Annotated in this window: 21 protein-coding genes and 5 pseudogenes; 14 read left to right on the top strand and 12 right to left on the bottom strand. The window is 41.1% G+C overall.

The genetic code is table 11. The annotated features are described in order from the left end of the window. Window positions 1-216 precede the first annotated feature (216 nt). From DWX57_RS10235 to DWX57_RS10165, 13 genes and pseudogenes are all read left to right on the top strand, one after another. Entirely contained in the window at window positions 217-543 is a 327-nt protein-coding gene (locus tag DWX57_RS10235; protein WP_003059926.1) for a YdcP family protein, read from the top strand. A gap of 15 nt (window positions 544-558) precedes the next feature. Continuing rightward, a complete protein-coding gene (locus DWX57_RS10230) occupies window positions 559-942 on the top strand; it encodes a YdcP family protein (RefSeq protein ID WP_003062614.1) in 384 nt (127 codons plus the stop codon). A gap of 168 nt (window positions 943-1,110) precedes the next feature. Beyond that, window positions 1,111-1,698 carry a helix-turn-helix domain-containing protein gene (locus DWX57_RS10225; RefSeq protein WP_003061262.1) on the top strand — a complete coding sequence of 196 codons (588 nt, stop codon included), beginning with the start codon at window positions 1,111-1,113 and terminating at the stop codon, window positions 1,696-1,698. Between the two features lie 208 nt (window positions 1,699-1,906). Continuing rightward, a pseudogene (locus DWX57_RS10220) lies at window positions 1,907-2,701 on the top strand (ATP-binding protein); the annotation flags it as partial. Further along, a pseudogene (locus tag DWX57_RS10215) lies at window positions 2,697-2,873 on the top strand (MobT family relaxase); the annotation flags it as partial. The pseudogenes DWX57_RS10220 and DWX57_RS10215, both read left to right, overlap by 5 nt. 48 nt (window positions 2,874-2,921) lie before the next feature. Beyond that, window positions 2,922-3,284, top strand: a pseudogene (locus DWX57_RS10210) (CD3337/EF1877 family mobilome membrane protein); the annotation flags it as partial. A gap of 1 nt (window position 3,285) precedes the next feature. After that, a pseudogene (locus DWX57_RS10205) lies at window positions 3,286-3,597 on the top strand (ABC transporter ATP-binding protein); the annotation flags it as partial. Then, on the top strand, window positions 3,587-4,429 hold the full coding sequence (locus DWX57_RS10200) for an FtsX-like permease family protein (RefSeq protein WP_003060411.1): 843 nt from the start codon (window positions 3,587-3,589) through the stop codon (window positions 4,427-4,429). The pseudogene DWX57_RS10205 and the gene DWX57_RS10200, both read left to right, overlap by 11 nt. A 20-nt stretch (window positions 4,430-4,449) precedes the next feature. Further along, window positions 4,450-4,533, top strand: coding sequence for a 23S rRNA methyltransferase attenuation leader peptide (locus DWX57_RS10195; protein ID WP_001814874.1), 84 nt, complete (start codon window positions 4,450-4,452; stop codon window positions 4,531-4,533). Window positions 4,534-4,657: 124 nt separating this feature from the next. Further along, complete coding sequence (gene erm(B) / locus DWX57_RS10190) at window positions 4,658-5,395, top strand: 23S rRNA (adenine(2058)-N(6))-methyltransferase Erm(B) (protein ID WP_117479738.1); 738 nt, start codon at window positions 4,658-4,660, stop codon at window positions 5,393-5,395. 145 nt (window positions 5,396-5,540) lie between these two features. Continuing rightward, on the top strand, window positions 5,541-5,825 hold the full coding sequence (locus DWX57_RS10180; RefSeq protein ID WP_118018414.1) for a topoisomerase C-terminal repeat-containing protein: 285 nt from the start codon (window positions 5,541-5,543) through the stop codon (window positions 5,823-5,825). A gap of 329 nt (window positions 5,826-6,154) precedes the next feature. Then, window positions 6,155-6,304, top strand: a pseudogene (locus tag DWX57_RS14825) (RNA polymerase sigma factor); the annotation flags it as partial. Between the two features lie 178 nt (window positions 6,305-6,482). After that, entirely contained in the window at window positions 6,483-7,370 is an 888-nt protein-coding gene (locus DWX57_RS10165; RefSeq protein WP_082418098.1) for an IS3 family transposase, read from the top strand. 85 nt (window positions 7,371-7,455) lie between these two features. Here the strand turns inward: DWX57_RS10165 and DWX57_RS10160 are convergent, their stop codons facing one another. The 8 genes from DWX57_RS10160 to DWX57_RS10125 all read right to left on the bottom strand — a co-directional run bounded on the left by DWX57_RS10160 (window position 7,456) and on the right by DWX57_RS10125 (window position 17,776). Further along, window positions 7,456-7,662 carry a FeoA domain-containing protein gene (locus tag DWX57_RS10160; RefSeq protein WP_055147308.1) on the bottom strand — a complete coding sequence of 69 codons (207 nt, stop codon included), beginning with the start codon at window positions 7,660-7,662 and terminating at the stop codon, window positions 7,456-7,458. Between the two features lie 268 nt (window positions 7,663-7,930). Further along, window positions 7,931-8,956, bottom strand: a complete 1,026-nt coding sequence (locus DWX57_RS10155; protein WP_004853734.1) for a branched-chain amino acid aminotransferase — start codon at window positions 8,954-8,956, stop codon at window positions 7,931-7,933. A 185-nt stretch (window positions 8,957-9,141) separates the two neighbouring features. Continuing rightward, entirely contained in the window at window positions 9,142-9,696 is a 555-nt protein-coding gene (locus DWX57_RS10150) for a flavin reductase family protein (protein ID WP_015533453.1), read from the bottom strand. A gap of 78 nt (window positions 9,697-9,774) precedes the next feature. Next, window positions 9,775-10,914, bottom strand: a complete 1,140-nt coding sequence (locus tag DWX57_RS10145; RefSeq protein ID WP_120124018.1) for an SLC13 family permease — start codon at window positions 10,912-10,914, stop codon at window positions 9,775-9,777. A gap of 185 nt (window positions 10,915-11,099) precedes the next feature. Beyond that, entirely contained in the window at window positions 11,100-12,434 is a 1,335-nt protein-coding gene (locus DWX57_RS10140) for a glycerate kinase family protein (RefSeq protein WP_158564589.1), read from the bottom strand. Window positions 12,435-12,612: 178 nt separating this feature from the next. Beyond that, on the bottom strand, window positions 12,613-14,514 hold the full coding sequence (locus DWX57_RS10135; protein WP_158564590.1) for a fibronectin type III domain-containing protein: 1,902 nt from the start codon (window positions 14,512-14,514) through the stop codon (window positions 12,613-12,615). A gap of 225 nt (window positions 14,515-14,739) precedes the next feature. Further along, on the bottom strand, window positions 14,740-16,230 hold the full coding sequence (locus DWX57_RS10130) for a helix-turn-helix domain-containing protein (protein ID WP_118017641.1): 1,491 nt from the start codon (window positions 16,228-16,230) through the stop codon (window positions 14,740-14,742). 166 nt (window positions 16,231-16,396) lie between these two features. Beyond that, window positions 16,397-17,776 carry an MATE family efflux transporter gene (locus tag DWX57_RS10125; RefSeq protein ID WP_022216305.1) on the bottom strand — a complete coding sequence of 460 codons (1,380 nt, stop codon included), beginning with the start codon at window positions 17,774-17,776 and terminating at the stop codon, window positions 16,397-16,399. Window positions 17,777-18,268: 492 nt separating this feature from the next. On the opposite strand from DWX57_RS10125, the gene DWX57_RS10120 reads away from it, so the two are divergent. Then, complete coding sequence (locus DWX57_RS10120) at window positions 18,269-19,123, top strand: ROK family protein (protein WP_117875367.1); 855 nt, start codon at window positions 18,269-18,271, stop codon at window positions 19,121-19,123. Between the two features lie 63 nt (window positions 19,124-19,186). Here DWX57_RS10120 and DWX57_RS10115 read toward each other — a convergent pair whose 3' ends face one another. The 4 genes from DWX57_RS10115 to DWX57_RS10100 form a co-directional block, all read right to left on the bottom strand. Next, window positions 19,187-20,167, bottom strand: coding sequence for a glycosyltransferase family 2 protein (locus DWX57_RS10115; protein WP_015533458.1), 981 nt, complete (start codon window positions 20,165-20,167; stop codon window positions 19,187-19,189). Between the two features lie 10 nt (window positions 20,168-20,177). Next, entirely contained in the window at window positions 20,178-21,326 is a 1,149-nt protein-coding gene (locus tag DWX57_RS10110; protein WP_118017643.1) for a glycosyltransferase family 2 protein, read from the bottom strand. A 117-nt stretch (window positions 21,327-21,443) separates the two neighbouring features. Further along, a complete protein-coding gene (locus DWX57_RS10105) occupies window positions 21,444-22,280 on the bottom strand; it encodes an undecaprenyl-diphosphate phosphatase (protein ID WP_015533460.1) in 837 nt (278 codons plus the stop codon). Between the two features lie 157 nt (window positions 22,281-22,437). Then, complete coding sequence (locus DWX57_RS10100) at window positions 22,438-22,950, bottom strand: DNA-deoxyinosine glycosylase (RefSeq protein WP_192934988.1); 513 nt, start codon at window positions 22,948-22,950, stop codon at window positions 22,438-22,440. Between the last annotated feature and the right edge of the window lie 189 nt (window positions 22,951-23,139).

Below are 23,139 nucleotides of genomic sequence, written 5' to 3'. Positions count from 1 at the left end.
AAGAAAAATCACGTTCTCCGCCGATACCGTGTCGGCAGACTTCCGCTTATTCTGGCTTGTCTGCTACTTACCTGCAAGAACACGGATAGTCAAGGGTGCGTAAGCATTTATTTTACCCTTTACTATCTGGGGACTTGCTGGTACTTCCCTAACCGCCAGAATAAGAAATCACTATCAAAAACTTATCAAATATAGAAAGAAACGAGGTAAAACAATATGGAAATGAAATATGTCGTGCCAGATATGGCACAGTCTTTTGGAACACTTGAATTTGCAGGCGAAAGCGAGCCTATCTTTGAAAGAGATAAAAATAACCGCAGGGTCTTAGCCAGACGAAGCTACAACCTTTATTCTGATGTGCAGAAAGGCGAAAATGTTGTCGTGGAAATTCCCGTGCAGGCTGGCGAAAAGCATTTCAAGTATGAACAGAAAGTAAAACTTGTCAATCCGAAATTATACGGCAGAGGTTACGCAATTGGGGATATGGGACATACCGATTATGTGTTACTTGCTGATGATATTGTAGCAGTTGAAGAAAAGTAAAGGAGTGAAAATATTATGAGATTATCAAACGGTTTTGTTATTGACAAAGAGAAAACATTTGGAGAATTAAAATTTACAGCAGTGCGTGATGTATTCTTGCAGAATGAGGACGGGACACCGAGTACCCAGCTTAAAAAGCGTATCTATGATTTGAAGTGCAGTCTGCATGGTGGAATTATCCCCGTGTCTGTACCGCCAGAAGTACCAGTAAGGGAATTTCCGTACAATGCAGTTGTGGAGCTTGTCAATCCAGTAGCCGATACGGTATCACGAAAAACCTATACGGGTGCAGATGTGGACTGGTATGTAAAGGCAGAGGATATTGTGTTGAAGAATAAAGGCAATCAGAACGCAGGCAATCCACAGAACCATGTACCGCAAGGACAGATGAAAAAATAAATGTGAGCCCATATTTTTCTTGTAACTTATATATAGAACCGATATAATTAGTTGAAAAGTTCTGTTTTAAGCCATGTAAAACTATTTTGACAAGGGAAAATGGCAATGTCAAAGGCTTTTGACAGACAAAATAGCTATATTCATATACAATAAAGGAGAAGATTCAAGATGGATATTGGATTACAAATCAAAAAATTTAGGGAACAACAAAAAATTTCTCAAGAAGAACTGGCTCTTAAAATATTTGTTTCAAGACAAACAATTTCTAACTGGGAAACAAATAAAAGTTGTCCAGATGTTAAAAGTTTAATTACTTTATCTAATATCTTCAATGTGTCTTTAGATAATTTTATAAAAGAAGATATAAAGGAGATGAGGGAGATTGTAGAAAAAGCAACTATTAAAAAGTTTAATGTGATAAGTGTAGTTTTCCTAATTGAATTGATAGTCGTAGCCATAAGTGCCTATCCTTTATTTAGTATTAAGGGAAATATAGGAATTATTATTTGGTTATGCTTGTTTGCAATAACGCTCTATACGGCAAGTAAGATTGAAAAATTCAAAAAGAGCCATGACATTCAAACCTATAAAGAAATTTTGGCATTTATTGACGGAAAGCAATTAACGCATGATGAAACACAACAAGAAATAGGAAAAAGAAATTATCAAAAAATCATATTTGCATTCATTGCAGGTGTAATCGCACTTATTATATGTTTTGTTGTAATTTTTATTTGCCAGCATTTAACAAATTAAAAGGGAGGAGAAATCATGGAATTTTGGCTTATTATGATTGGCTTTATAGTTATGGGCGGAAGTTGTTCATTAGCAGGTACTTGGTGGGATAGAAAAAATAAAAAAGATAAAAAAGAAGAAAAGAAACAATAAAATTTACACTTTATTGTTGATTAAGCAGTTAGTCTTAGGATTGACTGCTTTTTTCATACCTAGAAAGGATTGATTTATGCGTATGATTTGGAACAAAGGACACCGTATCAGAGCCAGCGACAAGCACCTTGTCTACCACTTTTCCATAGGGACGCTTCTGTTTGTATTCATGGCGGTTCTTCTGCTACTGAACATCAAACAGCTCATGCGTACCGACTGGGAACATTTCAGCTTGTTAGAAAACGGCTTGACGCTTTCCCCTTACAACTTCATAACTGTGCTGATAGCGACTGGTGTTTGTGCATTGGTCGCTTTTCTGTATTACCGCTTCTGTTACGACAGTTTCAAGAAGCTATTGCACCGTCAAAAGCTGGCACGAATGATACTGGAAAATAAGTGGTATGAAGCCGATACCGTACAAGACAGCGGTTTTTTTACTGACCTGCAAAGCAGATCAAGGGAAAAAATCGTCTGGTTTCCAAAGATTTATTATCAAATGGAAAAGGGATTGCTCCATATCCGCTGTGAAATCACGTTAGGAAAATATCAAGACCAGCTTTTACGGTTAGAGGATAAATTGGAAAGTGGCTTGTATTGCGAGCTGACCGACAAGACCTTACATGACGGCTATATTGAATACACCCTGCTTTATGACATGATAGCAAACCGCATTACCATTGATGAAGTATGGGCAGAAAACGGCTGTCTTAGGCTGATGAAAAATCTTGTGTGGGAATATGACGCACTCCCTCACGCTTTGATTGCTGGTGGGACTGGTGGCGGTAAAACTTATTTTCTGCTGACGCTCATTGAAGCCTTACTGCATACCAACGCTGTCCTTTATATCTTAGACCCAAAGAACAGCGACCTTAGGGGACATCTTTATCTATACGTCGGCTGACGAAGAAAAAGGTGTCCTTTTAGAGTTAAAGGGGCGTGGTTGCCGACAGTTTGAAAGTTACCTGCTGGCACAACAAAGAAGTTGGTATGACTTTCTCATGGACGCACTCATAGACGGTGGCGTGATGAAGCGTATCGACCTTACACGCCTTTGATACCAGACCGCCCGTACAGAGAAATGAGGTGGAGTGATGAAAGAAAGGATAAAAGGTGTGTTCACAAAAAAGAAGATTTTCCACTTTCTCAAAATGGCTCTGTTCGTGGTGGCACTCTCCCTTATCCTGCTTTCACTTTTGGGGACGGTGGCTCATGCGACGGGGCTTGTAGACGATACCATAAACGCAGAAAATCTTTATTCAAAATATCCCCTTTCCAACTACCAGCTTGATTTTTTCGTCGATAATAGCTGGTCGTGGCTTCCGTGGAACTGGCTCGACGGTATCGGAAAATCGGTACAATACGGGCTGTACTGCATTACCAACTTTGTCTGGACTATCAGTTTGTATTTGAGTAATGCAACGGGCTATGTGGTGCAGGAAGCCTATAAGCTGGACTTGTGCTTGTGCTAGAGCCTTAATCAATGAACCGAAACTGATTTTAGCTGATGAACCGACGGGAGCTTTGGACTCAAAAGCTTCCAGATTATTACTGGAAACAATGTCTGAAATCAACAAGAAAATGCAGGCTACTATTTTAATGGTAACACATGACCCGTTTAGTGCGTCTTTCTGTGAACGTATTTTGTTCTTGAAAGACGGTAAAATATTCAATGAAATTTTCAGAGGGGAAAAAAGCAGAAAAGATTTCTTCAATGAAATACTGGATATATTAACCTTGCTCGGAGGTGAAGTGGGAAATGTTAGGTAAGTTAGCGTATAGAAATACAAAAAGAAATATTAAAGATTATTTGATTTATCTGATAACCGTTACTGCATCCTTTTCTCTTATATTTGCTTTTAATTTGGTGGCAAATTCTGATGAAATTGTAAAGTTATGTTCCAGTATGGATGCATTTAAGAATTCATTGTTCGCTGTAAATATTCTTATTATTTTTGTGATATGCTTTTTGATCAACTATACAACGAAATTTATGTTTGAAAAAAGAAGTAAAGAATTAGGAACATATATGCTTCTTGGCATTAAGAAAAAAGAAATTGCCCACTTAGTTGTAATTGAAAATATACTGTTGGGAATTTTAGCATTTGTATTAGCTATTCCTATTGGCTTTTTATTCAGCCAGTTTGTGTCGTTAGTAATTGTAAACTTACTGGGTATTCCAAAAACTCTCTTTATTTCTTTGAATTTCGTTTCTATTGGACTATTGATAATTTATTTTTTAACTATTTATGTTTTGGTTTTGCTTAATCTATTAAGAAGAATAAGTAAAATGACGATACGTGATTTTCTTTATTTTGACAAACAAAATGAAAAGAAAATGTTCCGTGACAGTAAAAAAAGAAATGTCATTTTTGTTTTAAGTATTATTCTTGGTGCGATTTCTCTTTTTCTCTGGAATTCACGTTGTACTATGGATAATTTTAATAAGCAAGAAACACTTACTTATTTGATGGTAAGCGTAATCATGTTGATTATCAGCATTTATGGTATATCTACAACTTGTGCAGATATGTTCTTGACTGTTATCTTAAAATTTTGTATAATAGGAATTGAAGTTAAATTAGATGCTAAAAATTTGTAATTAAGAAGGAGGGATTCGTCATGTTGGTATTCCAAATGCGTAATGTAGATAAAACATCTACTGTTTTGAAACAGACTAAAAACAGTGATTACGCAGATAAATAAATACGTTAGATTAATTCCTACCAGTGACTAATCTTATGACTTTTTAAACAGATAACTAAAATTACAAACAAATCGTTTAACTTCTGTATTTATTTACAGATGTAATCACTTCAGGAGTGATTACATGAACAAAAATATAAAATATTCTCAAAACTTTTTAACGAGTGAAAAAGTACTCAACCAAATAATAAAACAATTGAATTTAAAAGAAACCGATACCGTTTACGAAATTGGAACAGGTAAAGGGCATTTAACGACGAAACTGGCTAAAATAAGTAAACAGGTAACGTCTATTGAATTAGACAGTCATCTATTCAACTTATCGTCAGAAAAATTAAAACTGAATACTCGTGTCACTTTAATTCACCAAGATATTCTACAGTTTCAATTCCCTAACAAACAGAGGTATAAAATTGTTGGGAATATTCCTTACCATTTAAGCACACAAATTATTAAAAAAGTGGTTTTTGAAAGCCGTGCGTCTGACATCTATCTGATTGTTGAAGAAGGATTCTACAAGCGTACCTTGGATATTCACCGAACACTAGGGTTGCTCTTGCACACTCAAGTCTCGATTCAGCAATTGCTTAAGCTGCCAGCGGAATGCTTTCATCCTAAACCAAAAGTAAACAGTGTCTTAATAAAACTTACCCGCCATACCACAGATGTTCCAGATAAATATTGGAAGCTATATACGTACTTTGTTTCAAAATGGGTCAATCGAGAATATCGTCAACTGTTTACTGAAAATCAGTTTCATCAAGCAATGAAACACGCCAAAGTAAACAATTTAAGTACCATTACTTATGAGCAAGTATTGTCTATTTTTAATAGTTATCTATTATTTAACGGGAGGAAATAATTCTATGAGTCGCTTTTTTAAATTTGGAAAGTTACACGTTACTAAAGGGAATGGAGATAAATTATTAGATATACTACTGACAGCTTCCAAGAAGCTAAAGAGGTCCCTAGCGCCTACGGGGAATTTGTATCGATAAGGGGTACAAATTCCCACTAAGCGCTCGGGACCCCTTGCAGGAAAATGTCCTAAGTGTGGCAACAATATTGTATTAAAAAAATCGTTTTATGGTTGTTCAAATTATCCTGAATGTAAGTTTACTTTAGCTGAACATTTTAGAAAGAAAAAACTAACCAAAACGAATGTAAAAGAATTACTGGAGGGAAAAGAAACCCTGGTAAAAGGAATCAAAAACAAAGAGAAAAAGCCCTACAATGCCGTTGTAAAAATTGGGGAAAAGGGATATATTGATTTTATCTCTTTTTCAAAATAAACATAAAAGCCCTTTAAAGAGGGCTTTTATATATTAATCACAAATCACTTATCACAAATCACAAGTGATTAATCACAAATCACTTATCACAAATCACAAGTGATTAATCACAAATCACTTGTGATTTGTGATTCTTAATGATACAATATTACTATGTTTTAGCTTTAAAGGCTCGTACAGACTATATGTTTTGTGCGGGCTTTTTTCATACCCGAAAAAATTTAAAAAATTTTTCAAAAGAGGTCATTAAATCACACCTAGCTGTCCTTATATGGTGCGGAAAGAGGGATAAACACTTTTCAAATCATAAAGGAAAGGAGGTGAGATTGATGAAACCGTCTGACTTCCAGAAAACAGTTCAATGTCGTTTTGAAAGTTGTTTAAAGAAAGTTGTCCGTAGTGTCGTGAAAGATTATTACAAGGAATTAAACCGTCGTAAGAATAAAGAAATATCTTTCAGCGAATTGCCAGATATAATGGATTGGTAGAAAGTAAAAAAGGACGACCAACAAAGGAACCGAGAATGAAAAAATCAACAAATCCATTACCTTTAACAGAATCGGAACGAGAAGAACTGATACGCTTGAGAACTGAAAATGAATATATCAAAGCCGAGAATGAAGTAATAAAAAAACGGATCGCCTTGAGGCAAGAAAAATGGGTTGCGCAACTCAAGGCGAAAAAGCAGCAATCATCAAAGAACTCAGAGAAAAAGGATATCAACTAAAGTATCTCCTAAAAGCAATGCATATGGCTAAATCTACTTACTATTTTGAGATTAACAGAAACGATATTGTTGCCGAACGCAATCAAGAAGTACTAGAAGAAATAAAAAATATTTTTGAGGAGAACAAACGCAGATATGGCGTAAGAAGGGTTCACCAGGAACTTATTAATCGCGGGTATCAGGTGAACCATAAGAGAGTTCAGCGTCTTATGCATGAATCAGGATTAGCCGGCAAACGACCAAAGGAGAAATATCATTCCTATAAGGGACAAGTTGGTAAGATTGCTGATAATATAATAGGCAGAGATTTCAGCACAACTTCGCCTTTACAAAAATGGACCACAGATGTGTCTCAATTCAATTTTTCATGGGGAAAGTGTTATATATCGCCAGTGTTAGATATGAATACAAACGAAATCATTTCATATGATTTATCTAGGACTCCTAATCTTGGCCAGATAGAAAGAATGCTAAATAAAGCTTTTGAAAAATTTCCTTCTGTCGAAGGATTAATATTTCATTCTGATCAGGGGTGGCAGTATCAGCATGTCAATTTTAGAAATGCCTTACAAGAACATGGCATTGTACAATCCATGTCACGGAAAGGTAATTGCTATGACAATTGTATTATGGAGACATTCTTTGGAAGATTGAAAAATGAGATGTATTATGGTTATGAGAAAGACTATTCTTCCTTCGAAGAATTCTCACAAGCGGTTGAAGAATATATAGATTATTATAATAACAAAAGAATTCAGGCAAAAACAAAATGGATGCCACCTGTACAATACAGGATAGCATCCATGTGTTCAGCCTAGTTCATAAATATGTGTCCAGGATTCTGGGTACATATCACTGTTCTCCAGCAACTACCGTTTTTTCCCGTTTCTTCTGACTTTCAATCTAAGCCAGCTTTATCCGCTCCGCCGCATCTCTTGTTATAGCAAGTCTTTTTCCCTTTGCCTTGATTATCACATTGCCAAAGTAAGACGATACGACTTGCACCTGATCTCCGGTCTCAAGCTGACATGCGCCGAACAGGGATCTGTCCGCGCAGTTCCAAGCTATCTCACCTGAGAAACCGTTTACTGCATCTGATAATGACATCATAGTAACCACCCCTTCAAAATAATTGATTTCATGAATCATCTTATGTATCAACGCACTATCCGATATACAATTTATCTTTCGTTTCTTCTATTGTCTATACAATTATAACTCTTCAGTGTCGGTGCAAGTCAATTCTAATTGTTAGTATATGGGGCTAATCTTTCTTACACCGAACTAACTTGGATACACAAAAACCCCACCGACATCCGACTTACCATCAGACATCTGTGGGGTATAATGTTCTCAATAATTATTATCTCACACCGAATTACTCGATTACCTTAAGCCATCCCTCTGGGCCTTCGATTCTGCCCATCTGGATTCCTGTAAGAGTATCATACAGCTTCTGGATAACTGGTCCCATCTTCTCCATACCGCTTGGGAAACAGATCTCCTTGCCGTGATCGTTGATCTTGCCTACAGGTGAGATAACTGCTGCTGTACCGCACAGACCGCACTCTGCAAAATCCTTAACCTCATCGAAGTATACTTCTCTCTCCTCAGCCTCAAGTCCAAGGATATCCTTTGCAACTACCATCAGTGAACGTCTTGTGATCGATGGGAGGATACTGTTTGACTTAGGTGTAACTACCTTGCCGTCCTTTGTAACAAAGATGAAGTTTGCTCCACCTGTCTCCTCAACCTTTGTTCTTGTAGCTGCATCGAGATACATATTCTCATCGAATCCCTCTTTGTGTGCTGTAACTATTGCATGAAGGCTCATTGCATAGTTAAGACCAGCCTTGATGTGTCCTGTTCCGTGAGGTGCTGCTCTATCGAAATCTGAAACCTTGATTGTGATAGGCTTTGCACCGCCCTTGAAGTAAGGACCAACTGGTGTTGTGAGGATTCTGAACTGATACTCGTCTGCCGGCTTAACACCTATAACTGGATTTGAACCGAACATATATGGTCTGATATATAATGTAGCACCTGATCCGTAAGGTGGTACATAATCAATATTTGCCTTTACTGTATCTACTATTGCCTGTACAAATCTATCCTCTGGGAAAGGTGGCATCTCAAGTCTTCTTGCTGAGTCTGCCATTCTGCTTGCGTTGAGGTCAGGACGGAAACATACAACACGACCATCCTCTGTTCTGTAAGCCTTCATTCCCTCGAAAACTGTCTGAGCGTACTGAAGAACACCTGCGCACTCGTTTAATACTACGTTAGGATCCTCTGTGAGTGTACCCTCATCCCATGCTCCATCCTTATAATTTGCTACAAATCTCTTATCCGTCTGAACATAGCCAAATCCAAGGTTTGCCCAATCGATATTCTTCTTATCCATATCTACATCTTCCTTTCACTTTAGCTTGTGCTTTTTTGTATGTGTCTGTTATATCACATTATTTCGCCTTTTTCCATATGTATATTTAACATTTGCTTGAAAAATTAAGGTTTTTCTTCCAAAAACGGCTAATTTTTTCATGTTACAATGTACAATTTGATGATTTTCCCAAGTTACAAGCTTTCCTACTTCAACTTATTACCCTCTGAGAAAGCATCGCCAACCCTGTCGCCGAGTGCAAAATATCCATGTCCGATGGTGTCAAACACGATCGGATGGAACTCTTCATATGTGATCTCGCCGTCATCGCCCAGGATACGGTCGTCTGCAACAACATTTACAATCTCGCCGAGGAACTTGTCCCCGTCTATGATCTCCTTGAGCTTGCACTCCATTGTCAGTGAAAGCTCGTTGATGACTGGAGCATTTACAAACTCGCTCTTTCTGGTTGTAAAACCAGCCTTCTTCATCTTGTCTGGCTCGTCATTTGCCGACACGATTCCCACATAGTCACAGGCTGCCACATGCTCTGCATCAGCAATGGCAACTGTGAAAGCTTTGTTCAGCTTTATATTCTCGGTAGTCTTATGACTTCCAAGGTCAAATATGATCTCATTTGCTCCGACTATTCCGCCCCATGCCGCATTCATGACATTTGCATTGCCATCGGCATCGTATGTTCCGATCATCATGACCGGCTGTGGCACCAGCATAGGTTTTGCACCAAGATTCTTACTCATATTATCTGCCTCCTTAATTTGAAGAAACTTACCATTCTATTTTATGACTACTGCCATCTAAGGGCAATATTTTTCTGGCTAAAATATTATTCCCCACATGCATATAAGCACCGCCAGGAACAGCACATTTGCAAATGTGAAATACGCCAGATATCTTCCTCTGGCACCCTTGTCCTGTCTCGCCACATATTTGAATGAGATCAGACTCGCCATAGATGCTATCAAAGTTCCAAGTCCGCCGAGATTGGTACCGACTATCAGGTCTGTGTACCTGTCTGTAAATCCTGACAGCAATACTGCAGCCGGAACATTGCTTATGACCTGACTGGCAAGGACCGAAGTTATCACCTCATGCCCACCAAGCACCTTCTCTACAAATGTCCTAAATCCATCGATTCTTCCCATATTTCCGATAAACACGAAGAATCCCACAAATGTGAATATCAGCGAATAGTCTACCTTCAGCAGCAATCTTCTCTGGCATATAAGGACTACCACAAGCACTACCGCAAATGTCACCCAGTATGGGACGATCCGCGCCACGGTGAGCAGCGACAGCACAAATAGTATGCTATATATACCCACCAGCTTCCTGTTCACCTGTATATCACTGCCTGAAAGTCTGATCTCAAGCTGCCTGTTTTTTCCTTTCATGCATACTATGACACATATTACAAGAAGCGCTGCCGATGCCACTGTATATGGCAGCATAAGCAATACAAACCTGCCTGCGCTGATCCCTGCAAGTCCGTACAGATACAGGTTCTGCGGATTGCCTATGGGTGTCAGCATACTGCCAAGGTTCGCAGCTATGGTCTGGAGGGTTATCACCGGCACCATCCATCTGGTGAGTACTTCCTCCCCTGCCATACCAAGGACCGTGAGTGTCATCGGTACAAATGTTATGAGCGACACATCATTTGTGATAAACATGCTGAAAAAGAAACACATAAATGTAAGCACAAATGTCACCGCCCGGAGCGAACCCATACGATTTATCATGCTTTTCGCTATGATGCCAAACATCCCCTGCTGTGAAAATCCCGCGACCACTGTCATAAGACAGAAAAGTATCGCAAGTGTCCTGAAATCTATGTAGTCCACATACGCGCTGTCCGGAGGCACGATAAATGCCGATATCACCGCCAGCAGAAGTGCCACGGTGAGCACTGTCTCTTTGCGGACAAATTCTCCGATTTTCTTTATACCCCCGATCATGGTCTGAATGTCCTGAACTCGTTCTTGTTGTACTCTGTGAGTAATTCCCACGCTTCTTCTCTTGTCATCTTTTTATTCTCCTCGTATTATATAGTAGTAAATTTATTTCCTTGCATATCTCTTCATTTTTTGCAGAAAAAATTCACACGCCTCTGATTCTGTTTCAAACAAATTCAATCCCATATCTATCTAAGCAGTGCAGGTCTGCACACACGTGCCGACATCTGTTCCTTAAGTTCTGTGATCTTTGCGGCACACGTCGTCAAATTCGCCGCAGCATTTTCAGGCTTCATCGCCGTTCTCACCTGCTCCGAATCACTGTCATCTATACCAAGCACATTGTTCACTGCGTAACACTCATTGAACAATCCTTCTTTGACGCAGTTCTCCGCACCATCCCCAAGACATCCTCCTATGGCGATCACATATTTGCCGTGTTTCTTTGCAAGCTTTGCGACTCCCAATGGGGTCTTGCCCATCATGGTCTGGGCATCTATCCTGCCCTCACCGGTTATGACAGTATCTGCCCACTCTACATCCGCCTCAAGCCCTATCTCTGACAGAACTATATCTATTCCCGGCATAAGTTTTCCACCTAGGAACATGAGAAACGCATATCCAAGTCCGCCCGCAGCGCCAGCACCCGGAGTGTTTCTGTCAGACTTTCCCTCAGCTGATCTTTCCACAACGTCAGCATAGTTTTTCATGTAGCCATCCATGATTTCCACCGTCTCCGCATCTGCACCCTTCTGCGGTGCAAATACACGGCTGCACCCTAGCTCCCCCACAAGGGGATTAGTCACGTCACAGGCGATACTAAATGTACAGCGTGATAGTCTGTATGCAAAGTCATCATCATCTACACATGACTCATCGACAGCACCTGCACCAGATATCGCAGCAGTGCCTACAATTGGCGTATCGACAGGATCTGCTACAGCCAGCTCTGATGAATTCTTACGGACAAGCATCTTCCCTGGAATAACAATCCTTTCAAGGACTCCAAGCCCCTCTGCCCCATATGGCACCTCATGACCATTCACGTCAAGACAGGAAAATCCAAGAGCCTGAAGCATTCCTATCCCGCCGTCATTCGTTGCACTACCACCTATCCCGATGATAAAACGCTCACATCCCTTTGAAACAGCATCATTTATCATCTCACCGACACCATATGTAGTCGTATGCATCGGATCTCTCCGGTTCTCCGGAACAAGTGGAAGCCCCGCCGCCGCTGCCATCTCCATGACAGCAGTTCGCCCGTCTGCGGCATTATATATTGTATATTCCGCAGTGATCCTATCACCAAGCGGTCCGGTCACATAACATCGCTCTCTGCTGACACCATCTCTTCCATATATAAGAGCATCAGTAGTGCCCTCTCCGCCATCAGCCACAGGACGTACCCTGACCTCTGTATCCGGCAATATTGACTTTATTCCTTTTTTTATGGCATTCCCCGCTTCAAGACTCGTCATGCTTCCCTTGAAAGAGTCAACCGCCACAAGTATCTTCTTCATAATAACTCCTGTCTGTATACTGAAGCACCAGCCATCCATCTTTGTACATGGCTGAAGCTTCACATCGCCTTTGTATATTATAATACCATCTGCAATTTTTGCACACCAAAAGTGGGGCGTATACAAAACTGTTGTTATGTTCTGTATACGCCCCGTTGTTCAAAAGGATGTAATTAAGCTATTTTACTTTAACTGATTTCGCCTTGCTCCACGCAGAGTAAAATGTCACTGACTTTCCATTTATCTTTACTGTCTTGTAGGTTCTCACACGTACATAGTATGTCTTTCTACTCGCAAGCTTCTTGACACTTGTTCTGATCGTCTTGTTCTTGCTTACAGTCTTTACCTTTGTGCCACTTCTGAAATTCTTATTTGCACAATACTGTAACTGGTAACCCGTTGTCTGTGTCATCTGCTTGTTCCATCTGACTGTCATGCTGCCCTTGCCGGACGCAGTCGCAGCAATGGTGGTTCCCTTCGGATTTATGGTGAAATACATTGTCTTCGAATCCTTATATTTATTTCCGCACAATGTGACCTTGACCGAATATTTTCCTACATTTTTTCTCCCCGCACTGTAGGTGGCCTTGTAATCCTTATTCTTTGTCAGAATATTCCCAGCGGCATCTTTTACTGTAACCGCCGGTGTTCTGACCTTTCCATTATATACATACGAAGCCGCATTAAGCTTAATTGTAGACACCTTGGATATTCTGGATGTCGAAAGCTTTTTGCCGCATGACCTACACGTTGTGGTGATGACGCCAGCCTTCGACATTGTTGCTTTTGTTGTCACAGTGTTCACCTTTGTGGCGTGCTTACATACGGTCGTCTTTGCTGTGAGGACGCCAGACGCGGCATTACTATACACCACGTAAGTGTTCTGTATATATTCAAGCTCACCGGATACCTTGTAACCCTGTGACAACATATACTCATTGCTGTAATACTGGTCTCTTGTAAATGAAACATTGTCTTCTGACTTCTCCACCATATAATATGATGACACATTTCCATACTTGTCTGTCACATCGCCAAGTACACCTGCTATGTCATATTTGAAATATGCATAATCTTTGTAGTTATTATCTATTGAATTATATAAAAATACACACTTATCGCCCGTCTTCTCCTCAATGTACACATATGCAGGTGAAGAGGATCTTAAAGAATATCCGGCAACAGATTCTTGTGTATCGGTGTATCCACACTCCTCAGCGTTGAATGTACCCTCTGTAGTCTTCAGCTCATGCATATAATACTTTCCATCGTTTCCTGGTATAGGCATGAGCTCATACTCTGTATATATACGCACATTCTCTGCCTTTATCGTTCCATCTGGATTATACTCGGTACGCACCCCCTCCGTCACAGTATACAATTTCTTATCATCAGCTTTTTTGTACACCTGACAAATGTCACCTTCACCGCTCAGATCAATCTCTATGCTCTGTATCTGCTCATAGTTCATTCTGGTTGCCTGTGTCTTCTGAAGACCTGTCAAACCATTTACAGCAAAACAATCTGCAACCGTTGTGTTCATGGCCAGAACAAGGTTGCCATCCGTCTTTCCCGCAAATGCGTGTACCTCAGCATTTCCGCTTATCTTGAAGTATGATCTTGTTCCCTCCGGCTGTAAAACTATTGCGTCAGTTGACTTCTGCTTCTCGTTGACATACAATTTACCGTCACCAACGATTTCCACAGAACCGCCATATCCATCTCCCCATGCATACAATGCACTTACATGACTCGTTCCCACGAGCTTGATCTTAAAATCATCGCCCATCATATTGGTAACGACCCTGTAATCCGGCAAATTACAATTGGTGAGTGTCAAAGTGTTCGTACTCTTGTCATACACCGCACCTTTGGCACTGGTAGTTGTTCCTGCCTGCGGAGTCCTGAAGCTGTACACATATATCGCTTCGTTATTATCCGGATTGTAGAACTCAACATATGCAAAGCTCCACTCCTCATCCTCACACGGGCCATTGTTTGCGGCCATCGCCGCGACACCGCCTACCGTCAGAATAAAAATAAACGACAGCAGAAATGTCAATCTCCTGAAATGCTTCATAGTCATTCCCCCTTCTATGATATTCTTCGTCTACAGGTAAGTAACTCACCTGTTGTTTTATGTCATAGATTATAGTCATCTGCTGTCGTTTTCATAACGTTACATATGTCTCAATATGTGCTATATATTCAATTTTACATTCATTCATCACTTTTATCTAATCCATATGTGTATTTTCAATCTGGCACACTTATACTTCCATAGCAATCAACTCTCACGCAATCATCATTCCTCATGCCATCCATAATAATACTGAATAAGGCCTACTCTGGTCTTCGTTCCAGTCTTCTCATTCATGGAAGATATATGCCTATATAGGGATGCCCTTGATATGTACAGCTCATCCGCTATATCCTGTACACTGCCATCAGATACAAGCAGCTTCTGCAACACCTCCCGCTCACGTCCAGTGAGGTGATGAGCATCTGCAAAGCATTCAAAATCAACCTCAACTCTTGCGTTAGAATTCTCCGCCGATTTCGTCACTTTTTCTTCATCATATCGTCTATATTGTTCCTTCTGTAGATTTTCAAGCACAAATACCGCAATGCTTATAAGTACGAGCAACAATATGACCACTACACTCATAACCATGATTCCGGGGAAATCTATCAGCATATATGATATTATTCCCACAATACCCGCACCAATGTTGTTGACTGCCCTTCCGGCACCAGACCAAAGCGCTGACCAACGCATTCCATAGGATACATTTATGAATCCTGTCGTGAAATACACTACGAAGAATCCGGCTGCAAGATAGAATACAATCAGACCTATGATAAATGCCCCTCCAAACTCTATGATAAGCATGGCTATAACGGACAACACTGTAACGCAGTACATCATCTGATTCATAAAGCGCTGATCTTTTATATCAAACAAGAAGCCTGCTGCAACTCCGCTTAATGCGAGAAACAACCTTGGCCATTGCCCCACATCTGCCCCGCCCTCAGCGTGGACAACGGTCACAACATTATCCAGTGCGGAAAATATAAACGTCATAAGAAGAACAACCATCACAAGCGCCACAGCCACCGATCCGCTATCAGGAGTTGTTTCGTCACATTTTTCTTTGCAATCCGTTTTGTTCCGCTCATCTACCATGTATGTGTCCACTTCCGCTTCTGCGTATTCATCTCTGGCCAGAAAAAGTATCACTGCAAGTGCCACTATGGCCAGCGAGAACATAACCATACGCAGGATCACATTGTCTATAAGATTATAATTGATATACTGCAGAAGCAGTCCAAGTGCATATGAAATTCCCACAATTACCGTAAGATGCTTTCTATCCGTATAATCGCGGCTCACATCGTGATACACGCGTCCTCCCATAACACCACACACAATAAAGAATATAATTCCATATAACAGTATCAATTTGCCGGAACACAGTATTATCGCTGCGAGCGCGGCAACCTCCACTATATTCAAAGTAATAATTATTATCTGTTTGATTTTGCTGCCGACATATCTCTCAATCAGTGCATATATGAATAGTCCCACCGCACTGGCCAGCAGTATCACACTCTGATACAACAGAACACTTCTGGCATCCACAAACTCCGCAGCTCTGCTGTCGAAGAAGAATTCCATACCCAGAAATACAAAGCTGAACAGAGCCAGCGAGATCACACTTCTGATATGCGCCGGTTCAAAGCCTTTTTCATTATTATTTATTTTTTCAACATCCACTGATCTTTCCCCTGACATATATGGACATCTCCTGTTTATTCTGTATTAAAGATAATATAGCGCTGAATTTTTGTCAAAATATAAAGTATGCTAATTCATAACACCTATGCCCCTTGGAGTATCAATGTGATTGAATCGAAGAAGGACGCCCCCCAAAAGGCGTCCTTGCTATATTAATTATTATCTATGCATTTTCCGTACCGTCATCTTCTCTCTGACACTTTCTTATATACACAGAAAATCTCACAGATGCGGTGAGTGCTATCACAATCCATGTAAATATATTCGTATACCACACTCCCCAGAATCCCATCTTTAACACATACATCAGTATCAGTGCAAATACTATCCTTCCTCCCACCTCAAGAGCACCATTCAGCATGGAGAACACCACATCCCCCATTCCATTTAATGCGCCTCTCATGGTATATATCGTTCCAAGTGCAATATACATACTTCCGGATATCACAAGTCCCTTTGCGCCAAGCCTTATGACATTCTCCTCCGTCACGAAAAATCCCACAACATTTTCCCTGAAAACTGCTACCAGACAGAACAATGCTGCACCAAGAGCCAGCGTGATGAGCTCTGTCTGCCATACCGCTCTGCGCACCCTTTCGTACTTGCGTGCACCACAGTTCTGTCCTGCAAATGTAGACAATGCAAGTCCCAGAGAACTAAACGGCTGGAATATGATTCCCTCAACCTTTCCTGTTGCAGTATATGCAGCCATGACCTCCGGACCATATCCATTTATAAGGGTCTGCAGTATTGAGCAGGATATTGATATCATGGAAGTCTGAACCGCCATTGGTATACCGATACTGAAATCTTCCTTCATTATATCTCTGTCAAACTTGAAATGGCCTCTCTTCAGTCTGAAATAGGGATTGGTTTTCACCGCATAACATATAGAGCCAACGCTAGACAGGATCTGACTGAGAACCGTTGCATATGCGGCACCGGCAACGCCCATATCCATGTATATGACAAACACTATATCAAGCACAACATTTATGGCAGAAGCAATCATGAGAAATATAAGAGGGGTCTTTGAATCCCCAAGTGCCCTTAGCACAGCAGAAATTCCGTTATAAATAGCCACCGCTATCGTAAATCCACAGGTGATCCTCATGTATGTATATGCGTAGTCAAATGTCTCTGCAGGGGTCTTCATGAGCCTTATAATAGGCCCCGCAAAACAATATCCCAGTATACTCATGAGTGCACCAACCGCCAATATGACAAACAATGCATTTGCTATGGCTTTTTTTACCTGCTCTTCTTTCTTCGCTCCAAAATATCTTGATATGACAACACCTATTCCAGATGCCATTCCATTGCACAAAGAAAAAAACAGGAAACTGATCATTCCAACTGATCCCACACCGCCAAGCGCATTTGCCCCTAGATGACGACCAACCACTATCGAATCAACCAGGCTGTATACCTGCTGAAATAGATTGCCTATAAGTAGCGGAACTGAGAACTTCATGATCAGTTTCATACTGCTTCCCTCTGTCATATCCATAACATATTCTTTTTTGTTCAATACCTTTTCCACTATGTTTGCTCCTTGTATATATTTAGATTATCCATGATATACAAACTCATGAATCACCTTGCAGATTTTCATAGCAGCACCATCCGTATTGTAATCCCTGTGTATTAACCCATATGCCTCATCATAACATAAGTTATGCTAAGGTCAAGAAGCTAAATGGCTAATCTTCTATATACTCAACATAATCTCTTTCATCAGCGAAAAGCTGGTACTCTCCGTCCACATATCCCATATACCCTTCCGAAACAAAATATCCTTTTATCATGATCACGCCTCCTGTACACTTTATCTTCCAAGCTTCAAGCCTCTATCAAGCTCCTTAATATGGCTCTATCTTATCTTGTCAAGTGTCCAAAAAAGCGTACACCAATTCTCTTTTATATTCCACAAGTACCGACGCAAATCCGGGCTTGAAGATAAGTGACACGGCATATATAATGTATATAATTTTGAAAAATTTCTGCCATATAAACATGGCACCAAGGAGGAAATATGTACTACGGCGCACTTGAAGCCGGTGGCACCAAGATGGTTTGTGCCATAGGCGATGCAGACAAGAATATAATAGACAGAATATCCATACCGACGGGCACACCTGACCAGTCCGTGCCTGCCATGATAGATTACTTTAAGAAATATGACATATCCGCTCTCGGAATCGGTACATTTGGCCCGGCCGACATCAATCCTAATTCCCCTACCTACGGCTCCATCATGAGGAGTCCCAAGAAAGATTGGGAGGGATTCAGCCTTTACAAAGCATTTACGGATGCGCTTGGCTGCCTGGTTGTGGTGGACACAGACGTAAACGCAGCAGCCTGGGGTGAATACCTGTATGGAGCACTGAAAGGACTCAACTCGGGAATGTACCTCACTGTTGGAACCGGCATCGGCGGCGGTATAATATCCGATGGCAGACTCATTCACGGCATGGAACACCCGGAGACAGGCCACATCCTCATCCCTAGACGAACCGGAGATGATATACCATGTACCTGCCGATTCCACCAGAGCTGTGTAGAGGGTCTTGCATCCGGCCCTATGCTTGAGCGCAGAACCGGAATGAAAGGCAAAGACATCCCAGCCGACTCACCGGTATGGGATCTTGAAGCATTTTATATAGCTGAGGCACTGGTCAACTACACCATGTGCTACTCAGTTGAGAGGATCGTCCTTGGCGGCGGAGTCATGGACAACAAATTCCTGTTCCCTATGATCCGCAATTACTACACTGAACTGCTGTCGGGTTACATTGACATGCCACAGGTCAAGGACACCGACACATACATTGTTCCCGCAGGGCTCGAGGGAAATCAGGGCATCATAGGTGCTATGAACCTGTTCTGATACACACATTTGTCCACAAAAAAACAGTTTCACCGATCGACTGGTGAAACTGTTTTTTCTTTTCTATGCTGTTGCCTTCTCGTACTCCTCAAAGGTCTTATCCATTATAACCTTGTACTTGCCATACTCGGTCTTGTTGTAGAAGCACTCCTCTGAAAGACTCTTGATACCAAACTCCTCGAACCACTCTTCCTTAAGCTTGTTGAACAGAACCTCCTTCTTTGGTCCTGTGATGGTCTCCAGATGCCACAGACTGAAATGCAGTGCATAGTTGATGTAATCCTGCTCATACTCCCAGAAATTGCCGTGTGCTTCAAGCGCCGCCTTGAGTGCCACAAGAGCCTCGTGGAAGCACTGCCATGACTTCTCTCTGGTGTTGGACAATGACTTTGGATTGTTTCTTCTCTGGTGTGCAAGCACCTCGTCCACTATCTCTATATTTGTTGCAAATGCTATCGCTGAAAATACGAACAGCATATCATTCGAAGTTCTGAGCTGCTGGAATCGGAAATGGTTCTCCTCAACATATTCCCTGCTGAAGAGCTTATCCCAAGCCCATCCCACAAATACCTTGAATATATTTCCCGTGAAATTACGAAAATACATTGGTCTGTACGGTGGAAGCTCCTTCTCGTGAAGTGTCCATCTGACCTGAACAAATTCCTGAAGATCCTCTCTATACTGATCTGATCTGAACACAACTACCTGAGCTCTGGTCTCGTGAGCCTTGCTCCATGCCTTTTCCAGCATGTCCGGCTCAAAGAAATCATCGGAATCCAGAAATGAAAGATACTCTCCGGTCGCGATCTCAAGACCTTTGTTTCTCGCTGCCCCGGCTCCGGCATTTGCCTGCTGTATAACCTTTACACGCTGATCCTTCGCCTCATATTCCTTCAATATCGCCAGAGAATCATCTGTGGAGCCATCATCCACGCAAATGATCTCTATATCCTTAAGTGTCTGACCCACTATGCTGTCCATGCACTGGCGCAGATAATCAGACACATTGTAAACAGGAAGAATAACTGATACCTTTGTACCCATAGCTTTACCTCTATTTGTTTCGACTAAATAAACTCTTGATCTTTCTAGGTATGAACATAATGACCGCACCGATCCTGAATGTAGGTGTCTTCTTCACTCTGTCCAGATCTGCACGGGTCTGATGAACCAGACCACGGAGTCTCTTGACTTCTCTCTCAAGCTTGCGCTCACGATCTGTACATCCGATTCTTGTATAATAGTAATCGTCAGGGGACTTGATGATAAACTGGATGTTCGCCCACTCAAGCTTTGTAAATATAGTCTGATCAATCTCCTGCATCTCCATTGCTCTCTTGAACTCGGAGCTGTATCTTCTTATATAATCCTTCTTGAATTCAGGTCCGATTCTCCTGATCGTCTCGTTGTAATTGTGGTATTTCTTGAGCCAGTATACGCCTCTGAAACGCTCCCAGATCTCAGGATCCTTTACAAGTATATCTCTGATGTGATCATACTCAACATTGACACAGTATACCTTCTCTCTGCTGTGAACAGATGAATTCGGGTTATCTCTGCGGTTCATATAATATGGCTTGTTCACTATCATAGCTCTCTTGGCATATATAAATGTCTGGAACCAGAAACCATTGTCCTGGAATGATGCTCCCGGAGTCTCGTTGTGTCTGATATGATACTCCTCTATGAAGCTTCTCTTGTAAATTCCACTCCATGTGTTCATAATGAAACGGATCGCACTTGGTGTCTCGCTTGGATTGAACACAACATTATAATCCTCTGCATTCGGTGACAAGTGGTTGTACACCAAAGTCATGTTGCCATTGTCATCGTTGCGCTTAAATCTATAGAAATCTGCCTTTACAAGGTCAAGGTCGTTCTCAACCGCCTTGTTGTACAGTTCCTCATACATATTAAGTGGCACAAAATCATCAGGCTCAACTATACCAATATACTCACCTGTAGCCTTATCAAGACCGATATTCATGCCTATTCCATAACCGCCATTTTCCTTGTCAACAATAATGATACGGTCGTCTTTCTCCGCATATCCCTTTAATATTTCAAGTGAACTATCTGTAGATCCGTCATTGATACATATGATCTCGATATCCTTCAATGTCTGATTTACAACACTATCCATACACTCCACCAGATACATCTCTACGTTATATGTTGGAATGATGATTGAAACCTTTGCCATCTTTCTTCTCCCATAAAATTTTATCACAATGTTAGTATGTGCTATAATGCACAATTCATGGGCATTATAGCACATACTATATATATTATGCAATTTTTGATTTTATTTATTTATAAGCTATGCAAATAAGGCAAAATATGCAAGAACTATAACTCCGAGCACGATCCTGTACCAGCCAAATATCTTGAAGTCATGCTTCTTGATGTAGCTCATCAGGAACTTGATGACAACAATGGATACAAGGTATGCAACGACACAACCTATAATAAGTATAGCGAACTCAGCACTTGTAAATGACAGTCCAAATTTGATCATCTTCAGAGCACTGAGTCCGAACATAACCGGAACCGCAAGGAAGAATGTGAACTCCGCTGCTGCCACTCTTGATACACCGATGAGCAGGGCGCCTATGATGGTGGCACCTGAACGGGATGTACCCGGTATGATGGAGAGCACCTGAAACATACCTATAAGAAATGCTGTCTTGTATGTTATGTCGTTCAGCGTCTCAACCTTCGGTGTTCTGGTCTTGTTCCAGTTCTCAATCACAATAAATGCTATTCCATAGAAAATAAGGGCAATCGCTATGACAACCGCTGTGTGCAAATGCGCCTCTATGTAATTATCAAACAGTATCGTAACTATCGCTCCAGGTATACATGCAACAACTGTCTTGAACCACATACTCCAGGTATCTTTCTTCATGACAGGCTGTGTCTTGTCTTTGAGCTGGAAAGGCCACATCTTATTCCAGAATATGGTCACGACAGCAAGTATCGCTCCAAGCTGTATCACCACGAAAAACATTTCCTTGAAATCAGTGCTCGCATTCAGTGAGATAAATTCATCCACAAGAAGCATATGTCCTGTGCTACTGATCGGGAGCCACTCTGTGACTCCTTCCACGATACCAAGGAATACTACCTTAAGTATCTCGATAAAACTTAATGCCATCTCTTCTCTCTCCTTTTAACTTCATTATGAGTATTCTATATTCACAGCGGATATCTGACTCCATCCGGCTGCGGTCTCTATGATAACATATTCTCACTCGTTGTACATCATTCTACAGAAAGCTTTTGAAAATGTTATGTATGAGTTTATCTTCTGTCTATAATTTGCATATATCCGGTATCTCAGCACCCCAGATGTCAACCAGCTTATCCACCGAAAACGCAGCATTTGCCGGGCTTGTGGACGGAAGTACAACAGGTTCTATGCCAAGTATCTTCTGCTGATATTTTGCATAATACTTTCCTGAGGTCTTGCCGTTGCATATCACTTTTGTGACCTTGGAAGCTTCCACTATCTTCGACAGATCCGTGGGCGTAACATTCTTTATACTGCTGTCGCTTGAACCTATGATGTCACAACTGTAGATCGCATCCCACAGGGCTATGTGGTGTGCATGCAGCATGGCTTTCTTCTCATCTATGGTCACCGGAAGTTTCTCGCCAAGCACTCTGCTGATGACCTTCCAGAATCTGTTCTGCGGATGTCCGTAGAAGAACATCTGCTCCCTGGACTTCACCGATGGCAGGCTTCCCAGTATGAGTATCCTTGATTTCTCGTCGTATAGTGGGGGAAATGGATGTACTATATGTTCATATCTGTCCTCTGTCAATCTTCTCACCTCTCAGATAATATTCAAATAACTTTTTCCATTTTTCTGGTACATTGTACGCCACCTGCCGGTTATTTTTCAATTAAATTCTTGCTTTTGCAGCTATGTTTTAAGTCATGTCCACATTATTTAATTTACTTCCAAATGATATTCATGTATATTAATTAAGTTAACGTAATTTACGGACTA

It is taken from the genome of Coprococcus sp. AF19-8AC, assembly GCF_003603115.1.
Classification (GTDB): domain Bacteria; phylum Bacillota; class Clostridia; order Lachnospirales; family Lachnospiraceae; genus Coprococcus; species Coprococcus aceti.
The sequence above is the reverse complement of the archived record's forward strand: the minus strand, read 5'-3'. Positions and strand labels throughout refer to the sequence as shown.